Here is a 19,089-nt window from a genome sequence, read left to right on the forward strand (position 1 = left end):
TTTCGACCAGACGCGTCCGGAGAACGAGATGAACCAGAAGTTCCAGAGCTACATCGCCGGCCAATGGGTCGTGGGACAAGGCAGCCAGGCCGACGAGAATCCTTCCGACCTCGCCACGCCCGTGGGCGAATACGGCGTGCTCGACGCCGCGGAGGTCGCGCAGGCGGTGGACGCCGCCGCCGCCGCGTTGCCGGCGTGGTCGCTGACCTCGCCGCAGCAGCGCGCCGACCTCCTCGACGCGGTCGGCAGCGAAATCCTGGCGCGCAAGGAAGAACTGGGTCGCCTGCTGGCGATGGAGGAAGGCAAGACCCTGCCGGAAAGCATCGGCGAAGCCGCGCGCGCCGGGCAGATCTTCAAGTTCTTCGCCGGCGAGGCCTTGCGCATTCCCGGCGAGAAGCTGGCTTCGACCCGTCCCGGCGTGGAGGTGGAGATCACCCGCGAACCGGTGGGCGTGGTCGGCATCATCGCGCCGTGGAATTTTCCGCTGGCGATCCCCGCGTGGAAGATCGCGCCGGCGCTGGCCTACGGCAACACCGTGGTGTTCAAGCCGGCCGAAATCGTGCCGGGCTGCGCCTGGGCCATCGCGGACATCCTGGCGCGCGCCGGCGTGCCGGCCGGCGTGTTCAACATGGTGCTGGGCGCCGGCCGCGTGGTCGGCCAGGCGATGATCGGCCACAAGGAACTCGACGCACTGACCTTCACCGGCTCGGTGCCGACCGGCAACGCGCTGCTGCGCCAGGCCGCCGAACGCGGGCTGAAGATCCAACTGGAAATGGGCGGCAAGAACCCGCTGGTGGTGCTGGCCGACGCCGACCTGGACAAGGCGGTGGAATGCGCGGTCAACGGCGCGTTCTTCTCCACCGGCCAGCGCTGCACCGCGTCCAGCCGCCTGATCGTGGAAAGCCGCGCGTACGACGAATTCGTGGCCAAGATGCAGGCGCGACTGGCCAGGGTGAAAGTCGGCGACCCGCTGCAGGCCGGCGTCGACATCGGCCCGGTCGCCAGCCAGGGCCAGCTGGACACCGACCTGTCCTACATCCGGGCGGGCCGCGACGAAGGCGCCGAATTGCTGTTCGGCGGCGAGCGGGTCGAAGCGCCGACCCGGGGCCACTTCCTCGCGCCGACCCTGTTCGCGGCCACGCCGGAACAGCGCATCAGCCGCGAGGAGATCTTCGGCCCGGTCGCCGCGCTGATCCGCGCCGACGACTACGAGCACGCGCTGGCGCTGGCCAACGACACCGAGTTCGGCCTGTGCGCCGGCATCTGCACCAATTCGCTGAAGCACGCCAGCCATTTCAAGCGCCACGCGCAGGCGGGCATGGTGATGGTCAACCTGCCCACGGCCGGCGTCGATCCGCACGTGCCGTTCGGCGGGCGCAAGGCATCCAGTTACGGGCCGCGCGAACAGGGGCGCTACGCTGTGGAGTTCTACACCACGGTGAAAACCGCCTACACCGCCGCCTGACCGCGGCACGACACGGCAAACGGTTCTTGGGAGGGAACGCGATGCGAAACATCTTCGGGCAAGGCGCGGCATTCGCGCTCGCGCTGCTGCTGGCCGCCTGCTCCGGCGGCGACGCGGCGAAAGGCGCGGGCGACGCCGGCAAGCCGATCGTCGTCGGTTTCAGCCAGGTCGGTGCGGAAAGCGAATGGCGTACCGCCAACACCACCTCGGTCAAGGCCGCGCTGGCGGAGCCGGAATTCAGGCTGAAGTTCTCCGACGCGCAGCAGAAGCAGGAAAACCAGATCAAGGCCCTGCGCAGCTTCATCGCCCAGCGGGTCGACGTGATCGCCTTCTCGCCGGTGGTCGAGACCGGCTGGGAAAGCGTGCTGCGCGAAGCCAAGGCCGCCGGCATCCCGGTGGTGCTGACCGACCGCGCGGTCAAGGTCAGCGACGATTCGCTCTACGCCACCTTCATCGGGTCGGACTTCGTCGAGGAAGGCCGCCGCGCCGCGCGCTGGCTGCTCGAGGACAGCAAGGGCCGGGCCGGCCCGGTCCGCATCGTCGAACTGCAGGGCACGGTCGGCTCGGCGCCGGCCAACGACCGCATGAAGGGCTTCCGCGAAATCATCGACGCCGACAAGCGCTTCGCCATCGTGCGCTCGCAGAGCGGCGACTTCACCCGCGCCAAGGGCAAGGAAGTGATGGAGGCCTTCCTGAAGGCCGAGGAAGGCATCGACGTGCTGTTCGCGCACAACGACGACATGGCCATCGGTGCGATCCAGGCCATCGAGGAAGCCGGGCTGAAGCCCGGCGAGGACATCCGCATCGTCTCCATCGACGGCGTGCGCGGCGCATTCGAGGCGATGAAGGCCGGCAAGCTCAACGCCACCATCGAGTGCAACCCGCTGTTCGGCGAACAACTGGCCGGACTGATCCGCGACGTGGCCGCCGGCAAGCCGGTGCCCAGGCGCGTGCAGGTGGCGGAAGGCGTGTTCACCCGCGACCAGGCCGAAGCCGAACTGCCGAAGCGCAAATACTGACATGGCCGTGGCGTCGCCCGAGCTGGTGCTGCAAGCGCAAGGCCTGGGCAAGCGCTACGGCGCGACCGTCGCGCTGGACGACGCCGGGCTGCGCCTGCACGCCGGCGAGGTGCACGCGCTGATGGGCCAGAACGGCGCGGGCAAGTCCACCCTGATCAGGCTGCTGACCGGCGTGGAGCGCGCCGACGCCGGCCGCATCGTCCTGGACGGCCGCGCCATCGCCCCGGCCACGCCGCTGGACGCGCAGCGCGAAGGCATCAGCACGGTCTACCAGGAAGTGAACCTGTGCCCCAATCTCTCGGTCGCCGAGAACATCTGCGCGGGCCGCTACCCGCGCCGGCGCTGGGGCGGGATCGACTGGGGGCGTGCGCGCGAAGAGGCGCGCGCGCTGCTGCGCGAACTTCACCTGGAAATCGACGTCGACCTGCCGCTGGGCGGCTATCCGGTCGCGGTGCAGCAGATGGTCGCGATCGCGCGCGCGCTGGGCGTGTCGGCGCGGGTGCTGATCCTCGACGAACCCACGTCCAGCCTCGACGAAGACGAAGTGCGCGACCTGTTCCGGGTGATGCGCCGCCTGCGCGAACGCGGCATGGCGATCCTGTTCGTCACCCATTTCCTCGATCAGGTCTACGCGATCTGCGACCGCATCACCGTGCTGCGCAACGGGCGCAACGTCGGCGAATACGCCGCGGCCGAATTGCCGCAGCCGGCGCTGGTCGCGGCGATGGTCGGGCGCGAAGTCGAACTGGCCGGCGCGCACGCCGCCGCCCCCGTTGCCGGCAACGCGCCCACCCTGCTCGAAGCCGAAGGCATCGGCGCACGCAACAAGCTGCATCCGGTCGACCTGCGCCTGCGCGCGGGCGAAATCCTCGGCCTCGGCGGCCTGCTCGGCTCCGGCCGCACCGAACTGGCACGGCTGCTGTTCGGCCTGGACCGCGTCGAACAGGGCACGCTGCGCATCGCCGGCAGCGATGCGGACCTCCGCCATCCCGCCGATGCGGTGCGGCGCGGCCTGGCGCTGTGCCCGGAAGAGCGCAAGACCGAAGGCATCGTCGCCGAACTGTCGGTGCGCGAGAACATCGTGCTCGCCCTGCAGGCGCGCCTGGGTTGGCGCCGGCGCCTCTCGCGCACGCAGCAGGAATCGCTGGCCGGGCGCTTCGTCGAACTGCTGGGCATCAGGACCGCCGACATCGAAACCCCGGTCGGCGCGCTGTCCGGCGGCAACCAGCAGAAGGTGGTGCTGGCGCGCTGGCTGGCGACCGAGCCGAAACTGCTGGTCCTGGACGAACCCACGCGCGGCATCGACATCGCCGCCAAGCAGGAAATCATGGGCGAAGTGGTGAAGCTGGCGCGCCAGGGCATGGCGGTGCTGTTCGTCTCCGCGGAAATCGACGAACTGACCCGGCTGTGCGACCGCATCGCGGTGATGCGCGAACGACGCAAGGCCGGCGAGTTGCCCGGCGACGCCGACGGCGCGCGGGTGCTGGCGATGATCGCGGGGCATTGAGCGTGCACATGTCGTCGAATTCGTCGTCGCCGAAGCCCGCGCTTGCCGCGTTCGCCCGCATCGCCGCGCCGCTGCGCCGCGCCGTCGCGTGGCCGCTGTTCTGGCCGCTGCTGACCCTGGCCCTGCTGCTGGCCGGCAACGGCGTGTTCAACCCCGGCTTCCTGTCGCTGCACTGGCAGAACGGGCACCTGCACGGCAACCTGGTCGACATCGCCAACCGTGCCGCGCCGCTGGCGGTGGTCGCGCTGGGCATGACCGGAGTGATCGCGGTGCGCGGACTCGACATCTCGGTCGGTGCGGTGCTGGCGATCAGCGCCACCGTCGCCGCGTGGATCGTGGTGCGCTTGACCGCCGCCGGCGACTCGCCCGGCCTGATGCCGTTGTGGCTGGCGATCCTGGCCGCGCTGGCGGCCGCCCTGGCCTGCGGCGCGTGGAACGCCGCGCTGGTGCTGAAGGCCGGCATGCAGCCCATCGTCGCCACCCTGGTGCTGATGGTCGCCGGGCGCGGCATCGCCCAGTTGATCGGCGGCGGACAGATCATCACCGTGTACTACCCGCCCTATGCCTTCCTCGGCGGTGGTTTCCTGTTCGGCCTGCCGTTCCCGCTGTTCGTGGTCGCCGCGCTGTTCGCCTTCCTGTACCTGGCGACCGAACGCACCGCGCTGGGCCTGTTCGTGCGCAGCATCGGCCACAACCCGCTGGCCGCGCACGTGGCCGGCGTGCGCGCCCGGGCGATCACGGCGGTGGCTTATGTGTTCTGCGCGTTCTGCGCCGGCGTCGCCGGGTTGCTGGTCAGTTCCAACGTCAGCAGCGCCGACGCCAACAACGCCGGGCTGATGATGGAGCTGGACGCGATCCTGGCCGTGTGCCTGGGCGGCACCGCGCTGACCGGCGGGCGCTTCAGCCTGGCCGGCAGCGTGCTGGGCGCGCTGATCATCCAGGCCCTGACCTCGACGATCTACGCGGCCGGCGTGCCGCCCCAGGTCAACCTGGTGGTGAAGGCGGTGCTGGTGTTCGCGGTGATGTTGCTGCAATCGCCGGAATTCCGCGGCGAAGTGCGCAGGCGCTTCAGTCGCAAGGCCGGGGCCGAGGCATGAACGCGACGATGTCCCTGCCGGGAAAATGGCGGCGCAGCCTGTCCGACCCGCAGCGCGCCTCGCTGCTGGCCACGGCGATGCTGTTCGCGTTGATGGCCGGCGCCGGCGGCGTGCTGTACGACGGCTTCCTCAATCCGCAGGTGTTCCTGAACCTGCTGATCGACAACGCCTTCCTGTGCGTGGTCGCGGTGGGCATGACCTTCGTGATCCTGGCCGGCGGCATCGACCTGTCGGTCGGTGCGGTGCTGGCCTTCACCACCGTGCTGTGCGCGGTGCTGGTGCAGAACCACGGGTGGCATCCGCTGGCGGCGATCGCGCTGGCGCTGGCGCTGGGCGCGGCATTCGGTGCGGCGATGGGCGGGTTGATCCAGCGCTACAGGTTGCCGGCCTTCGTGGTGACCCTGGCCGGCATGTTCCTGGCCCGTGGCGCGGCGACCCTGCTGAGTGTCGATTCGATCAGCATCGATCATCCGTTCCTGACGGGACTGGCCTACCTGCGCCTTCCGCTGGGCGGCGGCCATGCGTTGTCGGTCGGCGCCGTGATCGCGCTGGTGGTGGTGGCCGCGGCGGCCTGGGTGGCGCGCTCGACGCGTTTCGGCCGCGCCGTGTACGCGATCGGCGGCAATCGCGCCTCGGCCGCGCTGATGGGCTTGCCGGTGGCGGCCACCGAAATCGCGGTGTATGCGTTGAGCGGTTTCTGCTCGGCACTGGGCGGCGTGCTGTGCACGCTGTACATGCTGTCCGGCTACAGCCTGCATGGCAGCGCGCTGGAACTGGACGCCATCGCCGCGGTGGTGATCGGCGGCACCCTGCTCGCCGGCGGCAGCGGCCACGTGCTCGGCACGCTGCTCGGCGTGCTGATCCTCGGGCTGATCCAGACCCTGATCGCCTTCGACGGCAGCCTGAGTTCGTGGTGGACCAAGATCGTCATCGGTGCGCTGCTGCTGGTGTTCTGCCTGCTGCAACGCGCGCTGGCGACGCGCCGGCGCAAGCGGAGTTCGAATGCGTAGCGCGCGACGCGAGTTCATGAAGGACTGCGCCGCGACCGCGGCCCTGCTGGGTTCCGGCGCGCTGGCCGCCGGCGATGCCGCGGCGAAGCCCGCCGTTCGGCCAGCGGTGCGCGAGAAGATCGTGCTGCGCGAACGCCCCTTCGAACTGGGCCAGGTGACGCTGCTCGATGGCCCCTTCCTGCAAGCGCGCGAACGCACGCGCCGCTACCTGATGTCGATTCCGAACGAGCGGTTGCTGCACAGCTTCCGCCTGGCCGCGGGGCTGCCATCGGATGCGGAACCGCTGGGCGGCTGGGAGTCGCCGCATTGCGAGATCCGCGGGCACTTCTCCGGCGGACACTATTTGTCGGCCTGCGCCTTGCTCTGTGCGTCGACCGGCGACGCAGCCCTGCGGCGCAAGGCCGATGCGCTGGTGGCCGGGCTGGCGCGCTGCCAGCGCGAAGATGGATATCTCGGCGCTTATCCGGACGAGTTCTACGACCGCCTCGGCCGCGGCGAACGGGTCTGGGTGCCGCTGTATACCGCGCACAAGCTGCTGGCCGGCCAGCTGGACATGGCGCGCCTGTGCGGCAATGCGCGGGCGCTGCGGGTCGCCACGCGCTTCGCCGACTGGATCGGCGCGTGGATGGACGGCTTCGACGATGCGCAGTGGAAGCGCATCCTCGGCGTGGAGTTCGGCGGCATCCACGAATCGCTGTGGGAGCTTTACCGCATCCACGGCGACGACCGGTACCGACGCTGGGCACGCCGCTTCGAGCAGGTTTCGCTGTTGCAACCGTTGGCGGAAAGGCGCGATGCGCTGGATGGCCTGCACGCCAACACGCAGATCCCGAAACTGGTCGCCGCCGCGCGCGCCTACGGGATCGACGGCGACCCGCGCCAGCGACAGATGGCCGAGTTCTTCTGGCAGACGGTGACCGCGCACCACGCCTACGCCACGGGCGGCGTCAGCGACTACGAGCACTTCGGCAAACCCGATCATCTCGCCGGCCGGTTGAGCGGCCACAGCCACGAATGCTGCTGCAGCCACAACCTGCTCAAGCTGACCCGCCACCTGTACGGCTGGGAACCGCGCGCGGCGTTGATGGACTACTACGAGCGCGTGCTGTTCAACGCGCGCCTCGGCACCCAGGACGAAACCGGCATGATGATGTACTTCGTGCCGATGGCTGCCGGCTACTGGAAGCTGTTCAACACGCCGTTCGATTCGTTCTGGTGCTGCACCGGCACCGGCGCCGAGGAATTCTCCAGGCTGCAGGACACGGTCTACTTCCACGACGACGCCGGCCTGACCGTCAACCTGTACCTCGCCTCGCGGCTGGACTGGGAGGCCCTGGGCATGCGGGTGACCCAGGCCACGCGCTTCCCGGAGGAGCAGGGCACCACGCTGCGTTTCGAACTGCGCCGGCCGCGCAAGATGGATCTGCGCCTGCGCATTCCGTACTGGACGAATGGCAAGGCGGCGCTGAAGGTCAACGGAGAGCCGGTCGAGGCGAAACTGGAAGCGGGAACCTACTTCAGGCTGCGCCGCCGCTTCGCCGATGGCGACGTGGTCGAACTCGCCCTGCCGATGGCGCTGCATCCTGCGCCACTGCCGGACGAACCTTCGCTGCAGGCGATGATGTACGGACCGCTGGTACTGGCCGCACGGATGGGCAGCGACGGCATCGCGCCGGAACAGCTGCACGTTTCCGACCAGCGTCCGTCGCTCAACCGCATCGCCGGCCGCCAGTTGCCCAGCGTGTTCTTCGCGCCGGACCAGCTCTGGGCGAAACCGCAGGACGAGGCCGTGCTGCGCTTCGCTGCCGACGGCATGGACGGCCCGCTGGAACTCGTGCCGTTGTACCGCATCGGGCACGAACGCTATGCGGTGTATTGCAGGGTGCGCCCGGAATGGGAGAAGAACCCGCAGTTCTAGCAAGCCGCCGCGCGTCGGCGCGCAACCACAACCGGAAACGCCAGCCCGCGCGTCGGGGAGTCGCAATGCAAACCCAGAAACTGTCCATCCTCGAAAAGATCGGCTTCGGCGCCGGCGACATGGCGGTCAACGTCGTGATCTCGTCGATGATGCTGATCATCACGTTCTTCTATACGGACGTGTTCGGCCTGCGCCCGCAGGACGTGGCCCTGCTGATGATCGTCGTGCGCATGATCGATGCGGTCACCGACCCGCTGATGGGCATGGTCACCGACCGCATCAATACGCGCTGGGGTCGCTACCGGCCGTACTTCCTGGCGCTGGCGGTGCCGTTCGGCATCTCGGTGTTCCTGACCTTCACCACGCCGGACCTGGACTACAACCAGAAGCTGGTCTGGGCCTATGCCACCTACATCCTGGTCACCCTGGTCTTCACCGCGGTCACCATCCCCTACATCTCGCTGATCGGCGTGCTGACCGCCGACCCGAAGGAGCGGCTGTCGGCCAACGGCTATCGCCTGTTCTTCGCCAAGGTCGCCGCCTTCCTGGTCACCATCGTGGTGCCGGTGCTGGCCGAGTCCTGGGGCAATGGCAACCTGGCGGAGGGATACAGGTGGGCGATGGGCCTGATGGGCCTGATGGCCTGCCTGCTGTTCCTGTTCTGCTTCTTCGCCACGACCGAGCGCATCCAGCACCAGGTCGACCGCAAGCCGCTGGGCGAACAGCTGCGCCTGTTGTTCTCCAACGACCAGTGGCTGGTGCTGTGCGCGGTGTGCGTGATCGGCACCATCGGCTACGTGGTGCGCGGCTCGGTCGCGGCCTATTACGCCAAGTACTATCTGGGCGGCGACGCGCGCATGCTGTCCGCCTTCCTCGCCACCGGCGTGGCCGCGGCGATCCTGGCGATGGTCGCCTCGACCTGGATCACCAAGCGCTGGTGCAAGATCGCGCTGTTCCGCTGGAGCCAGTTGCTGGTCGGCGCGCTGAGCGTGGCGATGTACTTCCTCGTCGGCCCCGGCGATGTCGCGCCGGCCTTCGTTTTCTATTTCCTGATCAGCTTCGTCGTGGACCTGCACGCGCCGGTGTTCTGGTCGGCGATCACCGAGGCGGTGGACTACGGCCATGCCCGCGACGGCAAGCGCGTGGCGGGATTGGCGATGGGCGGAATCTCGTTCTGCCAGAAGGCCGGCATGGGCATCGCCGGCGCCATCGTCGGCTGGCTGCTGGCATGGTTCCAGTACGTGCCGGACCAGCCACAGAGCGCGTTCACCCTCAACGGCATCGCGCTGATGCTGTCGGTGATACCCGGCCTGTTCCACGCGCTGATGGGCGGGTTGATGTTCCTCTACCGGATCACCGACGGCTACTACAACCAGATCAAGCAGCAGATCGTCTCCGAAGGACAGGCCGCGTGACCGCGGCGGCGAAACGAGCGACCCCCACGTGAAACTCCGCAATCCGTTCATCCTCAACCGCGCCGACCCGCACGTCTCCCGGCGCGACGGCCACTACCACTTCACCGCCTCGGTGCCGGAATACGACCGCGTGGTGCTGCGCCGCTCGCGCACGTTGGCCGGGCTGATGCACGCCGAAGAAAAAACCCTGTGGCGCGCGCCGGCCAGCGGCCCGGCCAGCTCGCTGGTCTGGGCGCCGGAACTGCACCACGGCGGCGATGCGTGGTACGTCTATTTCGCCGCCGCGCCATCGCGCGAGATCAAGGACGGCCTGTTCCAGCATCGGATGTACGCATTGCGCAATCCGTCCGCCGATCCGATGCAGGGCGAATGGGAATTCGCCGGCCGGGTGGACAGCGGCATCGATGCGTTCTGCCTGGACGCGACCAGCTTCGCGCACCGCGGCCGGCGCTATTACCTGTGGGCGCAGAAGCACCCGGACATCCCCGGCAATTCCAACCTCTACCTCGCGCCGATGGAAACCCCGACGCGCATCGGCGGCCCGCCGGTGATGCTGACCCGTCCGGAATTCGACTGGGAAGTGCAGGGCTTCCTGGTCAACGAAGGCCCCTCGGTGCTGGTCCGCCACGGCAGGGTCTTCGTCAGCTATTCGGCCAGCGCCACCGACGAACGCTATGCAGTCGGCCTGCTGTGGGCGGATGCGAACGCCGACCTGCTGGATGCGGCGAACTGGCACAAGTCGCCGCAGCCGGTGTTCGTCACCGATGCGGAGCGCGAAGTGTTCGGCCCCGGCCACAACAGCTTCACCGTGACCGAAGATGGCGAAACCGATCTGCTGGTCTACCACGCGCGCAACTACCGGGAGATCGAAGGCGATCCACTGTGGAACCCCGACCGCCACGCCTGCCTCCAGCCGCTGCAGTGGGATGCGGACGGCATGCCGGTGTTCGGCCGCCCGCTGCGCGAAGTCGAAATCCCGGGAGGGGATGCATGAAACGCACGTTATCCCTGCTATGCGCGTACGCCACGCTGCTTGCTGCCAACGCGTTGGCGCAAACCCCGCCGCCGGCGAACAACGACGACATGATGGAAAACCCGCCGGTCGCCACGCCGCGCAAGGGTTATTCGGCCGACGTGCTTGCGCACGATCCGGTGATGATCCGCCAGGGCAAGACCTGGTACCTGTTCATCACCGGCCCGGGCATCAGCGTGTACAGCTCGAAGAACCTGAAGGCCTGGAAGGCCGAGCCGCCGGTGTTCGCGCAGATCCCGGCCTGGGCCTACGACATCGTGCCGAAGTTCAACGGCCACATCTGGGCGCCGGACATTTCCTTCCACGATGGCGTCTACACGCTGTACTACTCGATCTCGACCGGTGGCAAGAACACCTCGGCCATTGGCGTGGCCACCAACACCACGCTCGACCCGGCCGACCCGGCGTTCAAGTGGGTGGACCACGGCATCGTGCTGCGCTCGGTGCCGCACCGCGACCTGTGGAACGCGATCGATCCGAACCTGGTCGAAGACGACAACGGCACGCCGTGGCTGGCCTTCGGTTCGTTCTGGGGCGGCCTGAAGCTGGCGAAGCTGCGCGCCGACCGGCTGGCGCTTGCCGAACCGCAGGAATGGCATACCCTGGCCAAGCGCGAACGCTCGCTCCTGGTCGACGATGCCGAGCCGGAACCCGGTGCGCTGGAAGCGCCGTTCCTGTTCAAGAAGAACGGCTGGTATTACCTGTTCCTGTCCTGGGACCACTGCTGTCGCGGCGCGAAGAGCGACTACCGGATCATGGTCGGCCGCTCGCGCACGCCGCAGGGTCCGTACCTGGACAAGGAAGGAAAGCGCCTCGACCAGGGCGGCGGCAGCGAAGTGCTGCGTGGCAGCGCGCGCTGGCCCGGCCCCGGCCACAACAGTGCCTACACCTTCGATGGCAGGGACTACCTGGTCTTCCACGCCTACGACGCCAGGAACCAGGGCCTGCCGAAGCTGAAGGTCCTGCCCGTCTCGTGGGGCGAGGCCGAGTGGCCCAAGGTGGATGCAACGGCCTTGGAACACTGATCGCTGTCCTGCCCGGCATTGAAGGGCCGCAGCGGTCGGCGGCCGGACGGCTTCGTTGGCTGGACGGTGCCTTCCGGCCAGTTCCGGACCGAACGTCCGCTTCGGATCGGCAACAGCCGAAATCGCAGGGCGCAGATCGCCGAACCGGCCGTGGTTCTGTCGTGATTCCGCTCGAAGTCAGAAGCGGTATTCGACCGACAGGCTGACGCTGCGCGCGCCGTCCTCGTCGCCGGACAGGCGGTATTCGTCGTCGACCGGGTCGTAGCGCACGCTGCGGGTGCGCTGTTCGTTCAGCATCAGGCTGACGTCGAGCAGCGGCAGGATGCTGGTGCCGATGCCGGCGCCGTAGTACACGCCGCCGCCGTGCTCCGTGGATTCGCGGCGCTCGGTCACCGGCGCGGCGTCGGCGAACCGGTCGATCACGGCGTGGTCGAATTCCTGCTCGTAGCCGGTGTAGCCGGCGCGGGCGATGAAGAACACCGGCAGCAGCGGCGGCTTGATCCGCGCGTTGGCGCCGACGAAGACATAGCGCGTGGCCAGCGTGTAGGCATCGGTCGAATAGCCGCCGGCGAAATCGGTGCGGGCCTCGCCCTCGAGGTCGGCCAGCTTGCCGCCGCCGGCCTCGATGCCGACCTGCACGTTGTCCAGGCCCCAGCGGTAACCGGCGCTGGCCTGCAGCAGGTTGGTATTCCGGTCGCCGAACGCGTTGTCCAGCTCGATCCGGCCGGCCTGGCCGCTGACGAAGAAGTCGCCGGCGTGCGCGGCGGGGGCGGTGGCCAGGGCGGCGGCCAGCAGCGCCGCGCATCCATGTTTGAGCATGATTTCTTCCTTTCGGTGATGATGATGCGGAAACCTCGCGGCCGCCGCCGCCCTCTTCGCGGGCGGGGCACTGTAGCCGGCATCACGTCAAGGAGCTGCGATGGGCTTCACCGATAGGAGAAGCCCATCGCAACGGGTTCATCGCCGGTTCGGTTTCCGGTTCAGAAGCGGAACTCGATGCCGAGCGTGGTGCTGCGTGCGGTGCTCACGTCGTCCCAGTAGTACTCGCCTTCGTACTCGTCGTAGTAAAGCGACGAGTAGGCATAACCGTTGACCATCAGGTTGAGGTTGACGTTCGGGGTGAGGTCCACGCCGATGCCGGCGCCGAAATAAGCGCCGCCGCCGCTGTCGCTCTCGGAATACCTTCCGCTGTCGGTGTAGACGCCGCTGACGGAATAGCTGCCGCTCAGTTCCTGGTCGTAGCCCAGGTAGCCCAGGCGGGCGATGGCGAACCAGCGACTGTCCGCGCCGAACTGGAAGCGGGCATTGGCGCCGATCTGCGCATAATCCGCCTTCAGGCCATAGCGTTCCTCCACGTGGGCGAGGCCGTCGCTGAAGCCGACGTCGTAGGAATAGCGGTCGTCGATGCCATCGATCCGGCCCGCGCCGACTTCAATGCCGACCTGCACGCGCTGCCCGGCCTGCCAGCGGTAACCCAGGTTGAGCGACTTGCCGTCGCCGCTTTCGTCTTCCAGCCCGATGTCGGACAACTTGACTTGTCCAGCCTGGCCGCCGATGAAGAAACCGCCCTGCGCCTGCGCCAAGGGCGCAATACCCCCCAATGCGATGGCGACGAGCGCCACGCGTCCGAACTTGAACATGTTTTCCCCTAAACAAGATGTTGTCGTATGGCGGGCGCCGCGACGGCGCCCGCAGGCCCGGATTGCGGGCCGCGATACTCTAACCGCGGGCGCGGCGATCGCGCCACTGCACTGTATCGGTGTGCGACGTATTTCCCGCTCCGCGAGGGCAGGCGCATAATCAGGAAACCATGCCGCATCGTTCGTTTCGCCATCGCCTCGCGCGCTTGGCCCTTTGCACGGGCCTGCTGACTGCGTGCCTGCCATCGATGCTGTCGGCCCGGGTCGACGCGGCCGCGGACGACTACCAGCCGCGCACCGGCGACGCGTGGATCGATCGCGCGCTGCGCGACATCGACGACTATGCCGCGCGCTACCCGGACAGTTTCGTCGACGAAGTCTCGCGTTACCTCGGCGTGTCGCGCGGGTACGCGCAGGCGTTGCTGGCGCAGCCCGGCTGGCGCGCCGGCGACGTGCACTTCGCCTGCGCGCTGGCCAAGGCGTCGGCGCACTCGTGCCGCGAGGTGGTGCAGGCGCGGGCGAAGGATTACGAGGCCGGCTGGCGCGACGTGGCCAAGGCGCTCGACGTGCGCCCCGGCTTCGGCGAATACAAGCGCGTGCGCGAGGCGATCCGCGCCAGCTACGCGCACTGGGCGCGGCCGCTGCCGGAAGAATGACGGCGACGTTCAGCCAACGGGCGCCGGGGGCGGTCCGTAGAAGCGCCGCAGGTGCGCGGCCAGCTCGGGCATCTCTTCCTGCAGCAGCGCCGGCGCGGAGAAATGGTATTCGCTGAGCACGGCGAAGAATTCCTCCGGCGCCTCGGCGGCGTAGGGGTCGATCGCGGTATCGCGGCCGGCGTCGACTTCGGCGCAGAACGCGTCGTAGCGACGCTGGAAATCGCGTGCCCATTCGCGCTGCCATTCGCGCGGCAGCAGCGGGGTGCCGTCCATCTCGCCGTCCAGCACGTCGAGCTTGTGCGCCATCTCGTGCACCGCCACGCAGTAGCCGGCCCACGGGTCGTCGAGGTCGGCCCGCACGTCGGCCCACGACAGGATCAGCGGGCCGCTGTCCCAGGCCTCGCCGGCCAGTTCGTCGTCCCACTCGTGCAGCACGCCGGCGGCGTCGACGTGGCTGCGGCGCACGCGGAACGCATCCGGGTACACCAGCAATTGCGACCAGCCGCGCAGGCCGTGTTCGCCGAAGCGCAGCAGCGGCAGGCAGCACAGCACGGCCAGTTGCGCGCGCTGGTCGTCGTCGAGCGCCAGCCCGTCCAGCGGGGTGATGGTCTTCTCGTGCAGGAAACGCTCGCTCAGCGCACGCAGGCGCGCCGCGGCGTCATGGTCCAGCGCATTCGCCCACGGCGTCGCCGCGAGCAGCGACCGCCAGCGGGGTTCGGGAAGGGGTGCCGGCCGCCCGCGCAGCCAGTCGAACAACCGCAAGCTCAGCGGAACATCCCGGGCAGGAAACTGTGCCATTTGCCGGCGTGCGGACGCGGCAGGTTGTCGCCGTCGCTGCTGCCGCCATCGCTGCGCGCCGCCGGGGTGGCCGGTTTCGCGTACTTGCCGCGGGTCGCCGCGGCCTTGGCCGGGCCGGGTTTGTCGGTACCGGCGGTGGCGTCCGCATCCTGCGGGCAAGCACCGCTGCCGTCGGCGGAAGCGTTGTGGCCGTTCTGGGCCAGCGCGGCGGTGCTGGCGCAGGCCAGCAGCAGCGCGAAGGCGGCGCGTTGCATCGGACGATGGCAGGGCATGGTGGCTCCGGTCCGGGGCGCGGGAAAGCCGAACTATAACCCAATTCCGACGCCCGTCAGCGGCGGAAGCGTGCGCCGGCTCACGCATAATGAAGGGCATGCCCGCGACCCTACGCCACCCCCCGGACCCGTCCAGCCGACAGGCGCGGGTTCCCGCATGAATGCGCCCCCGAACGCGGAGCGCGAGCTGCTGCAGCGGCTGTGCGCCGGTCCGGCCAGCGGCGGGGAACTGGCCCGCGCCGGCGGCCTGACCCGCGCCGCGATCTGGAAGCGGATCGAGGCCCTGCGCGCGGCCGGGATCGAGATCCAGGCGCAACCGGGCCGCGGCTACGCGCTGGCGCAGCCGCTGGAATGGCTGGATGCGGCGGCGATCCGCGCCGGGCTGGCGCCGGCACTGCGCACGCAACTGGCCGGCCTCGAAGTCGCCTGGTCGATCGATTCGACCAACAGCGAGTTGTTGCGCCGCACACCGCCGGCACGGGGCGTGGCGGTGCTGCTCGCCGAGCGCCAGACCGGCGGTCGCGGCCGCCGCGGCCGGACCTGGGCCTCGCCGCTGGCCGCGCACCTTTACCTGTCGCTGGACCGGCAGTTCTCCGCCGGGTTGGCCCGGCTGGGCGGGCTGAGCCTGGTCGCCGGCATCGCCGTCGCCGAGGCGCTGCGCGAAGCCGGCTTCGGCAGCGTGCGCCTGAAATGGCCGAACGACCTGGTCGTCGCCGACGCATCCGGCGCGCTGCGCAAGCTCGGCGGCCTGCTGGTCGAAGGCAGCGGCGAGCACGCCGGCCCGGCGCGCGCGGTGCTCGGCATCGGCGTCAACGTGCGCATGCCGGCCTCGCATGCGGCGAAGATCGACCAGCCGTGGATCGACCTGCAGGCGCTGTCGGCGCAGCCGGTGTCGCGCAACCGCATCGCGTCGTTGCTGCTGTCCCGCCTGCTGCCGGCGCTGGAAGCGTTCGACGCGCAGGGACTCGCGCCGTTCGTCGACCGCTACGCCGCGCTCGACGCGCTGGCCGGGCGCGAGATCGACGTGCACGGCCACGCCGGCGTGCAGCGCGGCGTGGCCTGCGGCATCGCCGACGACGGCGCGCTGCGCGTGCGCATGGACGGCGCGGAACAGCGGCTGTACGCCGGCGAAGTCAGCGTGAGGGCGGCATGAGCCAGTGGCTGTTCGACCTGGGCAATTCGCGGCTGAAATGCGCGCCGCTCGACGCCGCCGGCGAACTCGGCGAAGTGCGGGCGCTGGGCCACGACGAATCCGCGTTCGTCGAACGCTTGCGAGAATGCCTGCCGGACAGGGCCGACTCCGCGTGCCTGGCCAGCGTCGCCTCGCCGGCGCTGACCGCCGCGGTGCTCGACGCGCTCGTGTCGCGCTTCCGCCGCATCTCGATCGCGCGCACGCAGCGGCGCTTCGCCGGCGTGCGCATCGCCTATGCCGAACCGGCGAAACTCGGCGTGGACCGTTTCCTCGCCCTGCTCGCGGCGCGCGCGCGCGGCGCCGGCCCATGGCTGGTGGCCGGGGTCGGCACGGCGCTGACCGTCGACCTGCTCGACGCGGACGGGAACCACCGTGGCGGACGCATCGCGCCGTCGCCGCGGCTGATGCGCGAGGCGTTGCAACGCGCCGCCGCGCAGTTGCCGGCGCAGGGCGGCGACTACGTGGAATTCGCCGCCGACACCGCGGACGCATTGGCGTCCGGCTGCGACGGCGCCGCGGTCGCGCTGGTCGAGCGCAGCCTGCGGCTGGCGCGGGAAGAACTCGGCGCCGCGCCGCGCCTGCTGCTGCACGGCGGCGGCGGCGAAGCGCTGCGCGCCTGGCTGCCGCAGGCCGAACCCGCGCCGTCGCTGGTGCTGCAGGGGCTGGCGATCTGGGCGCGCGCCGGCCGGGACCGCAGCGACCCGCCATCGACCCGCAGCCCATAGAATCGCCGCATGCTGATCCGCGCCCTGCTCGTCCTGCTCGTCGTGCTGAACCTCGGTGTCGCCGGCTGGTGGATTTCCCGGCCCGATGCGCCGCCGCCCGCGCCGCCGCAACAACCGCAAGGCGTCGCCCGGCTGCAATTGGCCAGCGAAGCCCCGCCGCCACGCGCGCCGGCTGCGTCGCCGGCGCAAGCCGCCGCCACGGCAGCGCCGTCCACGCCCGTCGAAGCGCCGCCCGGAGTCGCCGCCGGCACAGTCGCGGCATCGCTGCAATGCTTCAGCCTGGGTCCGTTCGCCGACGCCGCCGCGGCGACCGCCGCCGTTGCCGCGTTGCGGGCCGACATCGCGCGATCGCGCACGCGCGAAGTCGAGGGCGCGTCCTCCGGCAACTACACGGTATTCCTGCCGCCGGCCGAAGACCGCGCGGCGGCGCAGGCGCTGGCGCAACGCATCGCCGCGGCCGGCTTCGACGATTTCCTGGTCGTCAACGAAGGCGAACTGGCCAACGGCATCGCCCTGGGCCTGTACCGCAACCGCAGCGGCGCCACGCGCCGCCAGCATGCGCTGCAGGCGGCGGGGTTCCCGGCGCAGGTGCGCGCCGCGGGCGAGGAAGGGCCTTCGCAGTGGTGGGCCGACATCGCGGCGGAGCAGGGCATGGATGCGGCGCAGGCGCGCGCGAAGGCCGGCGCGAAGCAGTCGCAGGCGCTGGATTGCGCCGCGCTGCGCTAGAATCGCCACCGGCTTACTCTTCGCCGCTTTAGCTCAGTCGGTAGAGCAACCGCCTTGTAAGCGGTAGGTCGTCCGTTCGATTCGGACAAGCGGCACCATCTATACGTCCGGCAACGTCCGCCGGAGTCCGGAAATCCCCGGAAAACCCCATGAAATAAGGCATACAGCGTCCGGCATTGTCCGGCGCTGTCCGCTTGCATCCGGATTCAAGTGGGGGCATATTTGGGGGCATGCCCCCGGTGGGAGGGGCAAAAAACGGGATTGTGCCCCCAGATGGCCGCGAAGCCTTTAACTGACCTTGCAGCACGCGCAGCGAAGCCTGCAGACAAGCCATACAAGCTCGCTGCAGGCGGCGGTTTGTATCTCGAAGTCATGCCCAACGGCTCGAAGTATTGGCGCATGAAGTACCGCTTTGCTGGCCGCGAGAAGCGCCTGGCCATCGGCGTCTATCCCAAGGTATCGCTCAAGGACGCGAGCGCCGCACGCGACAAGGCGCGCGCCTCGTTGAACGCTGGCCGCGACCCCTCTGGCGAGAAGCGCACGGCCAAGCTGCTGGCGCGCCAGTCCGCCGACAACCGCTTCGAGGCGGTCGCCAAGGAGTGGCTGGAATCCCGCAAGGGCGACCTGGCCGGGTCGACGTGGAAGAAAACCGAATGGCTGCTGGAAACCTTCGCCTTCCCGTGGGTAGGCCAACGCCCGATTGGTGAAATCGCCGCGTCCGAGATGCTGGCTGTGTTCCGCCGCCTGGAGGCGCAGGACAAGCTGGAGACGATGCAGAAGCTCAAGCAGGTAAGCGGGCAGGTGTTCCGCTACGCCGTGGCCACCGGGCGCGCTGAGCGCGATCCTACGGGCGATCTGCGCGGCGCTCTCAAGACCAAGAAGAACCGCCACTTCGCGTCGATCACCGACCCGGAGAAGATCGGGGAACTGCTACGGGCAATCGACGGCTACACCGGCCAGTTCACGACGCTATGTGCATTGAAGTTCGCGCCGCTGGTCTTTACGCGGCCCGGGGAACTGCGCCATGCCGAATGGTCGGAAATCGACCTGGACCGCAAACAATGGAACATCCCCGGCGAGAAGATGAAGATGGGGACGCCGCACATCGTGCCGCTGTCCTCGCAGGCTGTCGCTGTCCTGACTGAGCTCCAGCCGCTCACCGGCAAGGGCAAGTACGTTTTCCCCTCCGTGCGCAGCAACCGCGACCCGATGAGCGAGAACACGGTCAATGCTGCTTTGCGCCGCCTGGGTTACGGCACCAACGACATGACCGGCCACGGCTTCCGCAGCATGGCCTCGACGCTGCTGCATGAGATGGGCTGGAACACCGACGCCATTGAGCGGCAGCTTGCCCATGCCGAGCGCAATGCGATCAAGGCCGCGTACAACCGCGCCGAGCATCTGCCCGAGCGTCGCCGGATGATGCAGGCGTGGGCGGATTACCTGGACACCCTGAAAGAAGGCAAGAAAAAGAACGTCCTGCCGTTCCGGAGAAAGACCGGATGAGTCGCAGCGCATGCGACGGCATTGCGAAGAATCGGGCTTAGCCCGGTAAAAGCGGCCGAACCGGGAGCGGTAACTCCCGGCCGGC

The 19,089-nt window shown here is 69.1% G+C and carries 18 protein-coding genes and 1 tRNA gene; 15 read left to right on the forward strand and 4 right to left on the reverse strand.

Features of this window, described 5'->3' with window-relative positions:
* Nucleotides 1-28 precede the first annotated feature (28 nt).
* From CSC71_RS05715 to CSC71_RS05755, 9 genes are all read left to right on the forward strand, one after another.
* A complete protein-coding gene (locus tag CSC71_RS05715; protein WP_162373397.1) occupies nucleotides 29-1,465 on the forward strand; it encodes an aldehyde dehydrogenase family protein in 1,437 nt (478 codons plus the stop codon).
* A 41-nt stretch (nucleotides 1,466-1,506) separates the two neighbouring features.
* On the forward strand, nucleotides 1,507-2,484 hold the full coding sequence (locus tag CSC71_RS05720; protein ID WP_162373398.1) for an ABC transporter substrate-binding protein: 978 nt from the start codon (nucleotides 1,507-1,509) through the stop codon (nucleotides 2,482-2,484).
* Nucleotide 2,485: 1 nt separating this feature from the next.
* Nucleotides 2,486-3,991 carry a sugar ABC transporter ATP-binding protein gene (locus CSC71_RS05725; protein WP_211367894.1) on the forward strand — a complete coding sequence of 502 codons (1,506 nt, stop codon included), beginning with the start codon at nucleotides 2,486-2,488 and terminating at the stop codon, nucleotides 3,989-3,991.
* A gap of 8 nt (nucleotides 3,992-3,999) precedes the next feature.
* Nucleotides 4,000-5,088, forward strand: a complete 1,089-nt coding sequence (locus CSC71_RS05730) for an ABC transporter permease (RefSeq protein WP_162373399.1) — start codon at nucleotides 4,000-4,002, stop codon at nucleotides 5,086-5,088.
* An 8-nt stretch (nucleotides 5,089-5,096) separates the two neighbouring features.
* Nucleotides 5,097-6,098 (forward strand): galactofuranose ABC transporter, permease protein YjfF, encoded by a 1,002-nt coding sequence (gene yjfF, locus CSC71_RS05735; RefSeq protein ID WP_281351938.1) that lies wholly within the window; start codon nucleotides 5,097-5,099, stop codon nucleotides 6,096-6,098.
* Nucleotides 6,091-8,016, forward strand: a complete 1,926-nt coding sequence (locus CSC71_RS05740) for a glycoside hydrolase family 127 protein (protein ID WP_162373401.1) — start codon at nucleotides 6,091-6,093, stop codon at nucleotides 8,014-8,016. Before yjfF ends, CSC71_RS05740 begins: the two co-directional genes overlap by 8 nt.
* Before the next feature lie 65 nt (nucleotides 8,017-8,081).
* On the forward strand, nucleotides 8,082-9,431 hold the full coding sequence (locus CSC71_RS05745) for an MFS transporter (RefSeq protein WP_162373402.1): 1,350 nt from the start codon (nucleotides 8,082-8,084) through the stop codon (nucleotides 9,429-9,431).
* A gap of 28 nt (nucleotides 9,432-9,459) precedes the next feature.
* A complete protein-coding gene (locus CSC71_RS05750; RefSeq protein ID WP_162373403.1) occupies nucleotides 9,460-10,425 on the forward strand; it encodes a glycoside hydrolase family 43 protein in 966 nt (321 codons plus the stop codon).
* Nucleotides 10,422-11,489, forward strand: a complete 1,068-nt coding sequence (locus CSC71_RS05755; protein ID WP_211367896.1) for an arabinan endo-1,5-alpha-L-arabinosidase — start codon at nucleotides 10,422-10,424, stop codon at nucleotides 11,487-11,489. The genes CSC71_RS05750 and CSC71_RS05755 overlap by 4 nt, the downstream gene beginning before the upstream one ends.
* Nucleotides 11,490-11,666: 177 nt before the next feature.
* Here the strand turns inward: CSC71_RS05755 and CSC71_RS05760 are convergent, their stop codons facing one another.
* Nucleotides 11,667-12,308, reverse strand: coding sequence for an outer membrane beta-barrel protein (locus CSC71_RS05760; protein WP_162373404.1), 642 nt, complete (start codon nucleotides 12,306-12,308; stop codon nucleotides 11,667-11,669).
* Nucleotides 12,309-12,469: 161 nt separating this feature from the next.
* Nucleotides 12,470-13,129, reverse strand: a complete 660-nt coding sequence (locus tag CSC71_RS05765) for an outer membrane protein (protein ID WP_162373405.1) — start codon at nucleotides 13,127-13,129, stop codon at nucleotides 12,470-12,472.
* A 206-nt stretch (nucleotides 13,130-13,335) separates the two neighbouring features.
* On the opposite strand from CSC71_RS05765, the gene CSC71_RS05770 reads away from it, so the two are divergent.
* Nucleotides 13,336-13,785 carry a hypothetical protein gene (locus tag CSC71_RS05770; protein ID WP_162373406.1) on the forward strand — a complete coding sequence of 150 codons (450 nt, stop codon included), beginning with the start codon at nucleotides 13,336-13,338 and terminating at the stop codon, nucleotides 13,783-13,785.
* Between the two features lie 9 nt (nucleotides 13,786-13,794).
* Here CSC71_RS05770 and CSC71_RS05775 read toward each other — a convergent pair whose 3' ends face one another.
* Both CSC71_RS05775 and CSC71_RS05780 read right to left on the reverse strand, forming a co-directional pair.
* Entirely contained in the window at nucleotides 13,795-14,541 is a 747-nt protein-coding gene (locus CSC71_RS05775; protein ID WP_425501923.1) for a M90 family metallopeptidase, read from the reverse strand.
* Between the two features lie 8 nt (nucleotides 14,542-14,549).
* On the reverse strand, nucleotides 14,550-14,837 hold the full coding sequence (locus CSC71_RS05780) for a hypothetical protein (protein ID WP_211367898.1): 288 nt from the start codon (nucleotides 14,835-14,837) through the stop codon (nucleotides 14,550-14,552).
* Between the two features lie 175 nt (nucleotides 14,838-15,012).
* On the opposite strand from CSC71_RS05780, the gene birA reads away from it, so the two are divergent.
* The 5 genes from birA to CSC71_RS05805 all read left to right on the forward strand — a co-directional run bounded on the left by birA (nucleotide 15,013) and on the right by CSC71_RS05805 (nucleotide 19,004).
* Complete coding sequence (gene birA / locus CSC71_RS05785) at nucleotides 15,013-16,008, forward strand: bifunctional biotin--[acetyl-CoA-carboxylase] ligase/biotin operon repressor BirA (RefSeq protein WP_162373409.1); 996 nt, start codon at nucleotides 15,013-15,015, stop codon at nucleotides 16,006-16,008.
* Nucleotides 16,005-16,772, forward strand: a complete 768-nt coding sequence (locus CSC71_RS05790; protein WP_162373410.1) for a type III pantothenate kinase — start codon at nucleotides 16,005-16,007, stop codon at nucleotides 16,770-16,772. Before birA ends, CSC71_RS05790 begins: the two co-directional genes overlap by 4 nt.
* Before the next feature lie 9 nt (nucleotides 16,773-16,781).
* The gene (locus tag CSC71_RS05795) at nucleotides 16,782-17,498 is read left to right on the forward strand and encodes an SPOR domain-containing protein (protein WP_162373411.1); all 717 of its coding nucleotides are present in this window, start codon (nucleotides 16,782-16,784) and stop codon (nucleotides 17,496-17,498) included.
* A 22-nt stretch (nucleotides 17,499-17,520) separates the two neighbouring features.
* A tRNA-Thr gene (locus CSC71_RS05800) sits at nucleotides 17,521-17,596 on the forward strand.
* A 175-nt stretch (nucleotides 17,597-17,771) separates the two neighbouring features.
* Entirely contained in the window at nucleotides 17,772-19,004 is a 1,233-nt protein-coding gene (locus tag CSC71_RS05805; RefSeq protein ID WP_162373412.1) for a tyrosine-type recombinase/integrase, read from the forward strand.
* Nucleotides 19,005-19,089 lie beyond the last annotated feature (85 nt).

Source organism: Pseudoxanthomonas sangjuensis (assembly GCF_010211755.1).
GTDB classification, from domain to species: Bacteria; Pseudomonadota; Gammaproteobacteria; order Xanthomonadales; family Xanthomonadaceae; genus Pseudoxanthomonas_A; species Pseudoxanthomonas_A sangjuensis.

What these genes read in the sequence shown, in the direction of transcription:
- CSC71_RS05790 (WP_162373410.1), top strand. Translation starts at nt 16,005, where the DNA reads ATGAGCCAGTGGCTGTTCGACCTGGGCAATTCGCGGCTGAAATGCGCG.
- CSC71_RS05795 (WP_162373411.1), top strand. Translation starts at nt 16,782, where the DNA reads ATGCTGATCCGCGCCCTGCTCGTCCTGCTCGTCGTGCTGAACCTCGGT.
- CSC71_RS05720 (WP_162373398.1), top strand. Translation starts at nt 1,507, where the DNA reads ATGCGAAACATCTTCGGGCAAGGCGCGGCATTCGCGCTCGCGCTGCTG.
- CSC71_RS05745 (WP_162373402.1), top strand. Translation starts at nt 8,082, where the DNA reads ATGCAAACCCAGAAACTGTCCATCCTCGAAAAGATCGGCTTCGGCGCC.
- birA (WP_162373409.1), top strand. Translation starts at nt 15,013, where the DNA reads ATGAATGCGCCCCCGAACGCGGAGCGCGAGCTGCTGCAGCGGCTGTGC.
- CSC71_RS05805 (WP_162373412.1), top strand. Translation starts at nt 17,772, where the DNA reads ATGGCCGCGAAGCCTTTAACTGACCTTGCAGCACGCGCAGCGAAGCCT.
- CSC71_RS05725 (WP_211367894.1), top strand. Translation starts at nt 2,486, where the DNA reads ATGGCCGTGGCGTCGCCCGAGCTGGTGCTGCAAGCGCAAGGCCTGGGC.
- yjfF (WP_281351938.1), top strand. Translation starts at nt 5,097, where the DNA reads ATGTCCCTGCCGGGAAAATGGCGGCGCAGCCTGTCCGACCCGCAGCGC.
- CSC71_RS05740 (WP_162373401.1), top strand. Translation starts at nt 6,091, where the DNA reads ATGCGTAGCGCGCGACGCGAGTTCATGAAGGACTGCGCCGCGACCGCG.
- CSC71_RS05755 (WP_211367896.1), top strand. Translation starts at nt 10,422, where the DNA reads ATGAAACGCACGTTATCCCTGCTATGCGCGTACGCCACGCTGCTTGCT.
- CSC71_RS05780 (WP_211367898.1), bottom strand. Translation starts at nt 14,837, where the DNA reads ATGCAACGCGCCGCCTTCGCGCTGCTGCTGGCCTGCGCCAGCACCGCC.
- CSC71_RS05765 (WP_162373405.1), bottom strand. Translation starts at nt 13,129, where the DNA reads ATGTTCAAGTTCGGACGCGTGGCGCTCGTCGCCATCGCATTGGGGGGT.
- CSC71_RS05760 (WP_162373404.1), bottom strand. Translation starts at nt 12,308, where the DNA reads ATGCTCAAACATGGATGCGCGGCGCTGCTGGCCGCCGCCCTGGCCACC.
- CSC71_RS05730 (WP_162373399.1), top strand. Translation starts at nt 4,000, where the DNA reads ATGTCGTCGAATTCGTCGTCGCCGAAGCCCGCGCTTGCCGCGTTCGCC.
- CSC71_RS05715 (WP_162373397.1), top strand. Translation starts at nt 29, where the DNA reads ATGAACCAGAAGTTCCAGAGCTACATCGCCGGCCAATGGGTCGTGGGA.